We start from the raw sequence: 11,897 nt of genomic DNA, 5'->3' as shown, positions 1-11,897 counted from the left end.
CCTGCCCGACATGGCCCTGCACCTCAGCCATGCGTTCGAGACGGTGGCGCTGGGCGAGGATGAACTGGCGGCCATCCTCTATACGTCGGGCACGACGGGCCGGTCAAAGGGGGCGATGACCAGCCATGGCAATCTGGCCAGCAACGCCCTGACGCTGCATCAATTGTGGGGCTTCGTGCCGGGGGACGTGCTGTTGCATGCCCTGCCCATCTTCCATGTGCATGGGCTGTTCGTCGCCACCAACACCACCCTGCTGAATGGCGGGCACATGCTGTTCCTGTCGAAGTTCGACGCGGACCGGGTGGTGGAACTGTTGGGGCAGGCCACGGTCCTGATGGGTGTGCCCACCTTCTATACCCGCCTGCTGACCCATGCCGGGTTTACGGCCGATCTGGTGGCGCATATGCGGCTGTTCATCAGCGGGTCGGCCCCGCTGCTGGCCGATACGCATACCGAATTCTCCGCCCGCACCGGCCATGCGATCCTGGAACGGTATGGCATGACGGAGGCGGGGATGATTACCTCCAATCCGCTGAAGGGCGATCGGGTACCAGGGACGGTGGGTTTCCCGCTGCCGGGCGTGTCGCTGCGCATCGCGGATGAGAAGGGAAACCTGCTGGGCACGGACGAGATCGGGCAGATCGAGATCAAGGGCCCGAACCTGTTCAAGGGATACTGGAACAAGCCGGAAAAGACGGCGGAGGATATGCGCGCCGATGGGTTTTTCATCACGGGCGACGTGGGCAAGATCGACGGGCGCGGCTATGTCCATATCGTGGGCCGGGCCAAGGATCTGGTGATCTGCGGCGGCTTCAATGTCTACCCCAAGGAGATCGAGACGGTGCTGGACGCCATCGACGGTGTCGTCGAAAGCGCCGTCATCGGCCTGCCCCACCCCGATTTCGGTGAGGCGGTGGCCGCCGTGATCCAGAAGAAGCCGGGCCGCGACGACGTGACGGAGGCATCGATCATCGCCCATGTGAAGGGCGAACTGGCCAACTTCAAGGTGCCCAAGCGGGTCTGGTTCGTGGATGAACTGCCGCGCAACCAGATGGGCAAGGTGCAGAAAGCGGCCTTGCGGGAACTGCACAAGGGCGCCTTCGGGGAGTAGGCTTTTTCCGGCTGACCGGATCGCTGCTTGGGTGCAGCTTGTGCTGCCTGCCGCGCCGTCAGATCTGTGTGGTCAGCAGGAAGCGCTGCCGGTCCTGGCTGGTGCGGCGCTTGATTTCTTCCAACTCCCGCTTTTCGCTGGCGGTCAGCATCGCCTCGAACAGACGGTGGAAATGTTCGCGCATGGCGGCGCGCGACGCGGCGGGGTCGCGGCGGCGCAGCGCCTCCAGGATGGCGGCATGCTCATCCGTCCGGGCCTGCGCATCGGACACACAGACGCTTTCATACACATCACGCACGCGCGGTAATTCGGTCCGCATGCGCCACAGGTTCTGTACCGTGTGTTCCACGACGGGATTGCCGCCCAACTGCGCGATGGTCAGATGGAATTGCCGGTCCAGCGCGTCGCCCGTTTCAATGTCGCCATGCTTCACGGCGGCCATCTTGCGGACGATCTGGTCCAGCTTGGCCAGGCCTTCATCGGTCATATTGGCGGCGGCCAATGCGGCGGCTTCCGCCTCCAGCACAGCACGCGCGGCGGTCAGTTCAAAGGCCGACACGTCGGGAAGCTGTGTTCCCGCTTCGCCCTTCGGCTTTTGCACATAGGCGCCGGAACCGATCTTCACGGTGATATAGCCCAGCGCCTCCAGGGCGATTTCCGCCTCGCGGATGGTGACGCGGCTGACATTGAACCGCTCGCTCAATTCCCGCTCACCGGGAAGGCGGCTGCCCACGGGGAATTCCCCGCTTTCGATCAGGTCCATGATGGCCTTGGTGACGGTCTGGTATAGACGCTGCTTCACTTTGGTTCGGTCCTGATCCCTGTCACTGGTCTGAACTGTCAATATCACAAGGGCAGGACGGCGGCAAAGCCTGCCACCGCCCCATCAGTCATAGGCGTGTCAGTAAATCCTGGCTTGTCAGGATTTACTGATTTCGGCGGCATGGGCCGCCGCCGCGCCCGTCGGCGCGGATACCAGGGGGCAAAAGTTTTGGCCCCCTGGTATCATACGTCAGAAGCGGTAACGCGCGCCCAGATAGTAACGCGAACCGTAGAGATGGACCTCACGCACGCCACCGGTGATGGGCATATCCTCCACCCGCTCGGCATTGTTGATGTTCGATCCTTCGAAGGACAGGCTCAGGTGATCATCGACGCGCCAGGTGGCGCGGAAATCGATAACGCCGGCCCCGCGCACGATACGGTTCTGTGCCGCCGCGCCCACGAATTGCTGGAAATAGGGGGAGCGGTATTTGTAGATGCCCTGCAATTCCACCGGCCCCAGCTCGTAATAGACGGAGCCGGAAACCACGTGCTTGGACAGGCCGAAAATATTCACCGGATCGATGATGCCGGGGATGGTGCGGCCCGTGACGGGGTCATACTGATCGCCCAGGCGCAGATCCTCATTCTCATAGTTGCTGTTGGCGTAATTGTAGCTGGCCTTCATGCCCAGCCCGTCGAACGGGTAGGGCAGGTCAGAGAAGCGATAGCTGCCCGACAGTTCCAGGCCATAGATGCGGCTTTTCGTGTCGCTGGTTTCGGTCAGGATGACCGGCACGGTGATGTCGCGGCCACCGACATTGTACTGTTCATTCACCACGCGGTTCGTGAACCCGCCCTGGAACTTCTTGTAATACACGGCGGCGCTGAACAGGCTGTCGCGGTTCAGGTAATATTCAAAGGACAGATCGGCATTCCAGGACAGAAGCGGCTTGATGGCCGGGTTGCCGGCCGCCGTGATGGACCGGATGGCCTGTTCCACCGAGGTGAAGCTGGTTCCGCTTTCCAGGGTGAAGGTACGGCCAGCGCCCAGATCCTCCGGATCCGGCCGCGACATGGCGCGAAACAGGCCCAGACGGACCCGGAAATCTTCGGCCACGTCAAAGGCGGCGTTGAAGCTGGGCAACCAGGCGTCATTCTTGCCCTTGAAGGTCAGGCTTTCAAACTGGCCGTTGGAGACCAGCCGGATGCTGCCATCCGGATTGGTGACCACATTGAAGCCACCACGCAGACCAATTGAATTGACCTCTGTATGGACATAGCGCAGGCCGATATTGCCGCTGACCGGCAGATCACCCAGGTCCAGCGCATAATCGGCCATGCCATAGCCGGCGGTGGCCTTTTCCACCATATCGCGGTTGCCGATGGCCCGCATGTCGGTATTGCGGCCGGGATCGGCGGTGCCGATCAGGGAACCCATCAGGCAAGAGGCGTCGAAGGCCGCCCAGGATGAAATGGGCGTGCCCTTGGCATCCTTCATGAAATCCTTTTGCGGGAAGGCGATCTGACAGGCGCGGTTGGCGGCGGCGTTCGCGGCGGCGTCGGTGATATTATATTCCTTGCGGTCCTGCGGCACGTCGCGGAACAGATGTTCGCTGTAACGGCCACCGACCTTGATGGCCGTGATCGGCCCGTCATTCAGCGTATAGGTCGCGTCCAGCTTGCCGGCATCGATCTGGTCCCAGCGGATCTGTTCGGTCCGGCGCACGCGGGCGGCGGCGCTGAAATTGGCGTGACGGTTCACGTCATAACCACCGCCAACGCCGATGGTGGGCAACCAGCCATTGGTGGCGTCATAGGTATAGGGCACGCGCTGACCGCCGGTGACACCGGCGATGGCGGCGCCGTTGATGTCGGTCGCGTTGGACCGCATCCGCACCTCCCGGTCCAGACGGGACCGGTAGGTGTCGGACCAGCCATAATCGGCCGCGATGCTGAAATTGTCGGTCAGGCTGACGGCCACATTGATGCCGCCGCCATCATATTTCTCGATCTGGTACCGCTCCATCGGCGTGGATTCCAGCGTGGAATTTCCGGCATAGGCCAGCAGGTTGCCACGGGCATCGACGGTACGGCTGGTGATGCCGCGCAGCGTTTCGGAGAAGTTGAGCTGCTGGCGATCCTCCCAGAACTTATAGACCGAGTTCTGATAGTCGAGATTGATATCCAGCCAGTCGCGCGGCCGCCATTGGATGGAGCCCATATAGGCTTCACGGTCATCATGTTCGGTGATCTGCGCGAAAGTGCGGCTGCCAGGCGCCAGATAGAAGGGCGTGCCTGCCGGCGTGGTGCCCGAGGCATAGCTGGCCGGTGTCACTTCCGGGCAATTGGCCGTGGCGGCGCTGGTCAGGTTGCCGTTACAGGCGACCCAGGTCGAACTGGCCGTATAGAGTTCTTCGGGATTGTTGCTCTTGCCCTTCTGCACCCCGAAAGCGATGCCCAGTTCGCCGGCATTGCCGAAATCATACTGGTCGACATAGGTGCCGGTGCCGCGCCAGCCCAGGCCGTTCTTGTCCTCCAGCCGCTTGTCGTAGGACTGGTAGATGCCGCGCCCTTCCACCTGGATGCGCTGCTTGCCGAAATCCAGCGGCTTCATGGTCTGCATGTCGATGATGCCCGACACGCCGCCTTCGACAAAATTGGCCTGCTGCGACTTATAGATGGCGATGCCGTTGATCAGTTCGGACGGGAACATGGAGAAGTTCACCGACCGGTCGCCGGAGCCGTTGCTGGCCTCCCGCCCGTTGAAAGTGGTGGCGCCCAGGAACGGACCCAGGCCGCGCACGGCGATTTCCGACGCGCCGCCCTTTTCGCGGTGGGTGGCGGCACCGGTGATATTCTCGATGGCTTCGCCCACCGACAGGGCCGGGATGTCGCCGATATCGTCCGATGACAGCACGTCGGACACAACCGATGCTTCGCGTTTCTGTTCGATGGAGCTTTGGATCGCGGCGCGCACGCCGGTGACGACAATCTCTTCCAGGGTGGTGTCGCTGTTGGCCGGTGCCGGGGCGGTGCCCTGTCCATTTGCGGCGGCCGTCAGCGCGGCCAGCGCCACGCCACAGAACAGGCCAAGGCGCACCATGCCGGCGCGATTATTCATTCGCATTGCCACGCGTTCCTCCCTCTCATCACTGTATTGGTCACAGGTTCTTGTTAAGTGGAACCCCTAAATCCACATGACCAGTCTGTCAACCAGATTCCCATGCCAATTGGTCTGAAAAATTTCAAACCAATAGACCGGTCCAGTTGCCAGAGATGACTTCAGACCGGCCTTCTTCTGGATAAACCAGTGGATCTGCTTGCTGTTTAGGGTCGATTGCAGGGTTGGCGGACCGTCGTGGCGGCAGTGGATCGGTTTTTTGGTATGGAAAACAGGTTGACATATTGGTCTGAACTGGTCTGAATGCACGCCGATCCGATGTGAGGTGATGATGTCCCGGACCTTCCGATCCCTCTGCTGCCTTTCCGTGGCCCTGCCGCTGCTGCTGTTGCCGGCCTGTTCAACGCAGGCCACGGCCACGGTGAAGCAAGGTGCAGCACTGGGCCGCACCTTGCTGGCCCATGATCCGGCACAGTTTCAGGCGCTGCTGGCGACGGCGAAGCCGGGGGATCGGCTGGTCCTGGCCGATGGGGTCTGGCGGGATTTCCGCATCGATTTCTTCGCCAACGGGGCGGCGGGTACCCCGATCACCCTGGCCGCCCAGACGCCGGGCAAGGTGATCCTGTCCGGCAAATCCAATCTGCGGCTGGCGGGGTCGCATCTGGTGGTGACCGGTCTGGTGTTCCGGGACGGCTATACCCCGACGGGGGAGGTCATTGCCTTCCGGGGGGACAAGGGGGCGGTGGCCACGCATGCCCGTGTCACCGAGACGGTCATCGATGCCTATAACCGCCCGGCCCGGCAGGAAAGCGACCATTGGGTGGCGCTGTACGGGTCCGATAACCGTTTCGACCATAATCATATCGCGGGCAAGACCAATCAGGGTGCCACCCTGGTGGTGATCCGGGAGCCGCAATATGGTCTGGAGAACCGCCACCGCATCGACCACAATTATTTCGGCCCCCGGCCCAGCCTGGGCTCCAATGGCGGCGAAACGATCCGGGTGGGCACCAGCCCGCATTCCCGCACCGACAGCCATACGACTGTCGAATATAATTACTTCGAGCGCTGTGATGGGGAGGTGGAGATCATCTCCAACAAGTCCGGCGCCAATATCTATCGCGGCAATGTCTTTGTGGAATCGGCAGGTGCGCTGACCCTGCGCCACGGCCATGGCAATCTGGTGGAGGACAATGTCTTCCTGGGCAAGGACAAGCCGCACACGGGCGGTATCCGGGTCATCAACCGGGATCAGATTGTCCGCAACAACTATATGGAGGGGCTGGCCGGCAAAAGCTTTGCCAGCGCCATCGCCATCCTGAACGGGGTGCCGGACGGGCCCATCAACCGCTATGACCCGGTGGTGAATGCGCAGATCAGCCATAACAGCGTGATCAACGCCGCCTCCATCGAACTGGCCGCCGGTGCCGACAAGGAACGATCCGCCCCGCCCACTGACAGCCGCTTCACTGGCAATCTGATCGTTGGCGCGGATGATACGGAGACCTTCCGGGTCATGGACAGCATCGCGGGCATCGCCTTTGACGGCAATGTCCAGGCGCCAGCGAAGAAGGCGGCGCTGGACGTTCCCGGCATCGCCCGGCGGCCCGTGGAACTGGCCCGCGCGCCCAACGGCCTGCTGTACCCCACCGATCCGGTCCTGGCCGGCGTGGGGGTGCGGCGGGACCTGACGCCCATCACCAGGGCCGATGTGGGTGTTCCCTGGTATCCCAAGGACCAGCAACCGGTCGGTTTCGGCACAGGCCGCACCCTGGACGTGCCGCCCGGTGACGGCACCCTGTCCGCCGCCTTTGCCAAGGCCGGGGCGGGGGATGTGCTGTCGCTGTCCAGCGGGCTTTACCGTGTGGATGAGGTGCTGGTGGTGACCAGGCCGCTCTGGCTGCGCGGTCCCGGCGACATCCGGTTCACCCGCCCCACCCTGTTCCGGGTGGAGGAGGGGGGGAGCCTGCGCCTGACCGGGCTGACCATCAATGGGGCAGACGCACCCGACGCCACAGGCAACGCCGCCATCCGCACCGCCGACGGTATGGGCCGGAATTATGAGCTGCGGATCGAAGACGTCACCTTCACGGGCCTGGACGTCAACAACGCCTTTCACGCCATCGCGGCCGGCAAGGGCACCCTGGCCGGCCTGATCCGGGTGGAGGGTTCGCGGTTTGAGAAAATCAGCGGCACCGCCCTGAAGCTGGATGCCGAAACGGATGATCTGGGCCTCTACAATGCCGAGCGGGTGGAGGTCACTGGATCGGACTTCACCGATGTGAAGGGGGGCGTCCTGTCGCTCTATCGCGGTGGCAAGGATGAAAGCACTTTCGGCCCCCGCCTGGATTTCACCGACAACCGCGTCACCCGCGCCGGTACGGGGACGGAGGTGCCATCCCTGCGCCTGTATGGCGTGCAGGGTATCCGCATCACCGGCAACCGCTTCACCGACAGCGGCGGGATCAAGACGACCCGCACGGTGGGGGACCCGGTGGTCACCATCAAGGACAATGAATTTACGGGCACGCCCAAGCCGTAAGCCCGGATCATTTCAGGGAGGAATAACATGAACCATCGCCATCCCTTCGCCCTGGCGGCCCTTGCGCTGCTGGCCGCCGCACCCATGGCCCAGGCGGCCACCGCCGACACGGCCCCCGTTCTGGTGGATGAGGCCGGGCGTCAGGCCATGCGCGATGCCCGCCAGAACCCGTTATTCGCCGCCGAACTGGCCCGCGCCATAGCGACGGTGGAGGCGGTGCGTCAGGCCGGCATACAGGTGCCGGTGCCCAAGGACCCCGGCGGCGGCTACACCCATGAACAGCATAAGCGGAATTTCCGCGCGCTGTACGATGCCGGCGCGCTTTACGCCATCACGGGCGACAAGGCCTATGCGGAGTTCAGCCGCGACATGCTGCTGGCTTATGCGCAGGTCTATCCCAGCCTGGGGCCGCATCCGGCGGGACGGGGGCAGATACCGGGCCGACTGTTCTGGCAGACGCTGAATGATAGCAACTGGCTGTTTTATGCCATCCAGGGCTATGACGCGGTGCGCGCCGCCCTGGCGGAAAAGGACCGCAAGATTATCGAGGACAAGGTGTTCCGGCCCATGGCCCGGTTCCTGTCCGATGGGGCGCCCAGGAATTTCAACCTGATCCATAATCATGCCACCTGGGCCGTGGCGGCGGTGGGCATGACGGGTTACGTCCTGCGCGACCGCGATCTGGTGGACAAGGCGTTGCTGGGCCTGGACAAGTCGGGCAAGGCCGGGTTCCTGAAACAGGTGGACCAGCTTTTCTCCCCCGACGGCTATTACGAGGAAGGGCCCTATTATCAGCGCTATGCGTTGCTGCCCTTCATCGGCTTTGCCCGCGCCATCGACCAGAACGACCCGCAGCGCGAAATATTCAAGCGCCGCGACAGCGTGCTGCTGAAGGCGGTGCGCACAACCGTCAACCTGACCTATGGCGGCCTGTTCTTCCCCCTGAATGACGCCATGAAGGATAAGGGCCTGGCGACCGAGGAACTGTATCAGGCCGTCGCCATCGCCTATGCCCGGACCGGCGACACCGGCTTCCTGTCGGTGGCGCAGATGCAGGGCAAGGCGGTGCTGACACCCGATGGGGCGGCCCTGTCGGCCGGGGTTGCGACGGCCAAGGCCACCCCCTTTGCCTTCACCTCCCAGAACCTGGGCGATGGGCCGGACGGAACCCATGGCAGCCTGGCCATCCTGCGCGCCGGCACCGGCCCCAAGCATCAGGTGCTGGTGGCCAAGAACACCGCCCAGGGCATGGGCCATGGCCATTTCGACAAGCTGTCCTGGATCTTTTATGATAATGGGGCGGAAGTGGTGGCCGATTATGGTGCCGCCCGTTTCCTGAATATCGAGACCAAGTCGGGCGGCGTCTATCTGCCGGAAAATACCAGTTGGGCCAAACAGACGGTGGCCCACAACACCCTGGTCGTGAACGAGACCAGCCATTTTGATGGTGAGCTGAAACGCGCCCAGCCGTTGGCACCCACGCCCCTGTTCTTCCATGCCGATGATCAGATGCGCATCGTGTCGGCCCGCATGGAAGGGGCCTATGACGGGGTCACGTTCACCCGCACCCTGGCCCTGCTGGGCCATGCGGACCTGGACAAGCCGGTGGTCATCGATCTGATGAAGGTGCGGTCGGACAAGCCGGCCCGGCTGGACCTGCCGCTGCATTATCGCGGCCATATCATGGATGTGGGTTTCCCGCTGACCTCCAACACCGAGATCCGCCCCGTGCTGGGCAAGGGTGCCGGGTATCAGCATATCTGGGTCGATGCCACGGGCACGCCGGCGGCGGGCAATGCCACGCTGACCTGGCTGCAGGGCGACCGGTTCTATACCTACCGCTTCCTGCCGCAGGCGGGTGCGACCGCCATGCTGGCGGAAAGCGGGGCGAATGATCCGAAATTTAATCTGCGCCGCGAACCGATCCTGATCCAGCGTCTGGACAATGCCACAGCGGCCAGCTTCGTCGGCGTTCTGGAACCGCATGGGGAATATAACGGGGCGGCGGAATATACGTTGCGCGGGCGCAGCCGTATTGCCGACCTGTCGCATGTGACGGGGCCGGGGGGTGACGTCGTGACCCTGACCCTGGCCACGGGTGCGCGCCTGCGTCTGGCCATTTCCGACAATCCCGCGGCCGATGCCGGACATGAGGTGGTCGTCGATGGCGCGCCTGTCCGCTGGCAGGGCCCGTTTGCCCGGTTCGATCTGCAGCCATGAGCGCAAACCATAAAACCGGGGAGGAACGGCCGTGAAGCTGCCCAATCTCAGATGGCTGATCATCGCCCTGATCGGCGTGGCGACCGTCGTCAACTATATCGACCGCAACGCGCTGGCGGTGATGTGGCCGGAAATCGCGCCAGAGATCGGGGCGACCAAGGAAGATTACGCCCTGCTGGTCACCATCTTCATGATCTTCTATGCCCTGGGCCAGTCGCTGTTCGGGCGGCTGTTCGATCAGGTCGGCACGCGTATCGGCTTCGCCCTGTCCATCGCCGTCTGGTCGGTGGCCATCGCCCTGCATGCGCTGGCCAGTTCGGTCCTGAGCTTCAGCCTGTTCCGCGCCCTGCTGGGCGTGTCGGAGGCTGGCGCCTGGCCGGGGGCCGCCAAGGCCAATGCCGAATGGTTTCCGGTGCGCGAACGGGCCTTTGCCCAGGGCCTGTTTAATGCCGGTGCTTCACTGGGCTCCATCGTCTCCGCCCCGCTGATCGCCATCCTTTATCTCGCCATCGGCTGGAAGGCGACGTTCCTGCTGGTCGGTCTGCTGGGGTTCGCCTGGCTGGTGCCCTGGCTGCTGGTCTACCGCGCCGGGCCGGAGGGGCATCCCTGGATCACCGAAGCCGAGCGTCAGCATATCCTGTCGGGCCGGCAATCGGCGGGAGCACCCGCCGGCGGCGATTACGCCCCGACCTGGGGCCAGATCCTGCGCCACCCTGAAAGCTGGGCCGTCATCCTCTGCCGTTTCTTCATTGATCCGGTCTGGTGGCTGTTCGTGTCCTGGCTGCCCATCTATCTGGCGGAAACCTTTGGCTTTGATATCAAGCAGATCGGCCTGTTCGCCTGGGTTCCCTATGTCGGCGCCATGCTGGGCAGCCTGTTCGGCGGCTGGCTGGCCGGGCGTCTGTTGCACCGGGGCTGGCAGGTCGGGCGGGTGCGCCGGACCGTCATCACACTGGGCGGGGTGATCATGCTGCCGTCGCTGCTGCTGACGGCCGGTGCCGCCACACCGCTGGCCGCCGTGCTGTTGATTGCCGTGATCCTGTTCGGGTTCCAGACAGCGATCGGCAATATCCAGACCCTGCCCAGCGACCTGTTTTCCGGCCGGTCAGTCGGCACGCTGGCCGGCATTTCCGGGACGGCGGCGGTGGCTGGCGTCCTGATCACCACCTGGCTGGTGCCGGTGATGACCGCCCAATCCTATGCGCCGATCTTCGCGCTGGGCGCCGCGCTGGTGCCGCTTTCCATCCTTGCCGTCTGGCTGCTGGGCGGGCGTTTGACGCCCGTGCGCCCCGACGGTTCCCCCACGCAGAAATAACCGACAAGGAGCAGGAGCATGAAGCTCAAGAACAAGGTTGCCATCGTCACCGGTGGCGGCCGCGATATCGGCCGTGCCGTGTCACAGCGTCTGGCCGCCGAAGGGGCCGCTGTTGTGGTCAATTACTGCAACGGTGCCGACAGCGCGGCCCAGACGGTCGAGGCCATCCTGGCCGCAGGTGGCCGCGCCATCGCCCACCGGGCCGACATGACCAACGCCGCCGATGTCGAGGCCCTGGTAAAGGCGGCCACGGCGGCATTCGGTGGTCAGATCGACCTGCTGGTGAATGTCACGGGCGGCTTGGTGGCACGCAAGCTGCTGGCCGATATGGATGCCGATTTCTTCAGCCATGTCATGGACCTGAATGTGAAATCGGCCTTCCTGGCGACCCGGACCGTGGTGCCGCTGATGCCGCGCGGCGGCGCCATCGTCAATTTCTCTTCCCAGGCAGGGCGCGATGGCGGCGGGTTCGGCGCGTCCGCCTATGCCACGGCCAAGGGGGCGGTGATGACCTTCACCCGCGCCATGGCCAAGGAACTGGGCCCGTCCGGCATCCGCGTCAACGCCGTCTGCCCCGGCATGATCAGCACCAGCTTCCATGACACGTTCACGAAGGCGGAAGTGCGTACGAATGTCGCCGCCTCCACGCCCCTGCGGCGGGAGGGGGAGGCGCAGGAGGTGGCCGATCTTGTCACCTATCTCCTGTCGGATCAGGCGGCCTTCATCACGGGCGCCTGCATCGACATCAATGGCGGCACCTTCTTCTCCTGACCTTATAACAATCTCCCTTGATCGTGACCGATCAAGGGAGATTTCGTGTTCC

General features: G+C 63.6%; 7 protein-coding genes. 5 read left to right on the top strand and 2 right to left on the bottom strand.

The window, feature by feature from the left end; translation table 11 throughout:
• Positions 1-1,111 (top strand): AMP-binding protein (locus tag KBA48_RS09835; protein WP_292905705.1); only part of this gene is annotated, 1,111 nt, incomplete at its 5' end.
• A 58-nt stretch (positions 1,112-1,169) separates the two neighbouring features.
• On the opposite strand, the gene KBA48_RS09830 is transcribed toward KBA48_RS09835, so the two are convergent.
• Positions 1,170-1,913 carry a FadR/GntR family transcriptional regulator gene (locus tag KBA48_RS09830; protein ID WP_292905703.1) on the bottom strand — a complete coding sequence of 248 codons (744 nt, stop codon included), beginning with the start codon at positions 1,911-1,913 and terminating at the stop codon, positions 1,170-1,172.
• Positions 1,914-2,123: 210 nt separating this feature from the next.
• Positions 2,124-5,003 carry a TonB-dependent receptor gene (locus KBA48_RS09825; protein ID WP_292905707.1) on the bottom strand — a complete coding sequence of 960 codons (2,880 nt, stop codon included), beginning with the start codon at positions 5,001-5,003 and terminating at the stop codon, positions 2,124-2,126.
• A 322-nt stretch (positions 5,004-5,325) separates the two neighbouring features.
• Here KBA48_RS09825 and KBA48_RS09820 point away from each other — a divergent pair, with 322 nt between their 5' ends.
• From KBA48_RS09820 to KBA48_RS09805, 4 genes are read left to right on the top strand one after another with little or no spacing between them, the layout of a single operon-like run.
• Positions 5,326-7,539, top strand: a complete 2,214-nt coding sequence (locus KBA48_RS09820; protein WP_292905701.1) for a chondroitinase-B domain-containing protein — start codon at positions 5,326-5,328, stop codon at positions 7,537-7,539.
• A gap of 27 nt (positions 7,540-7,566) precedes the next feature.
• On the top strand, positions 7,567-9,759 hold the full coding sequence (locus KBA48_RS09815) for a heparinase II/III family protein (RefSeq protein WP_292905700.1): 2,193 nt from the start codon (positions 7,567-7,569) through the stop codon (positions 9,757-9,759).
• 31 nt (positions 9,760-9,790) lie between these two features.
• Positions 9,791-11,074 carry an MFS transporter gene (locus KBA48_RS09810; protein WP_292905699.1) on the top strand — a complete coding sequence of 428 codons (1,284 nt, stop codon included), beginning with the start codon at positions 9,791-9,793 and terminating at the stop codon, positions 11,072-11,074.
• Between the two features lie 18 nt (positions 11,075-11,092).
• Positions 11,093-11,845 (top strand): SDR family NAD(P)-dependent oxidoreductase, encoded by a 753-nt coding sequence (locus KBA48_RS09805; RefSeq protein WP_292905698.1) that lies wholly within the window; start codon positions 11,093-11,095, stop codon positions 11,843-11,845.
• Positions 11,846-11,897 lie beyond the last annotated feature (52 nt).

This window comes from Niveispirillum sp. (genome assembly GCF_017996735.1).
Lineage (GTDB): Bacteria > Pseudomonadota > Alphaproteobacteria > Azospirillales > Azospirillaceae > Niveispirillum.
Note: the sequence above shows the minus strand (reverse complement) of the source record. Positions and strands in the feature narration are given on the sequence as shown.

What these genes read in the sequence shown, in the direction of transcription:
- KBA48_RS09815 (WP_292905700.1), top strand. Translation starts at nt 7,567, where the DNA reads ATGAACCATCGCCATCCCTTCGCCCTGGCGGCCCTTGCGCTGCTGGCC.
- KBA48_RS09820 (WP_292905701.1), top strand. Translation starts at nt 5,326, where the DNA reads ATGATGTCCCGGACCTTCCGATCCCTCTGCTGCCTTTCCGTGGCCCTG.
- KBA48_RS09825 (WP_292905707.1), bottom strand. Translation starts at nt 5,003, where the DNA reads ATGCGAATGAATAATCGCGCCGGCATGGTGCGCCTTGGCCTGTTCTGT.
- KBA48_RS09805 (WP_292905698.1), top strand. Translation starts at nt 11,093, where the DNA reads ATGAAGCTCAAGAACAAGGTTGCCATCGTCACCGGTGGCGGCCGCGAT.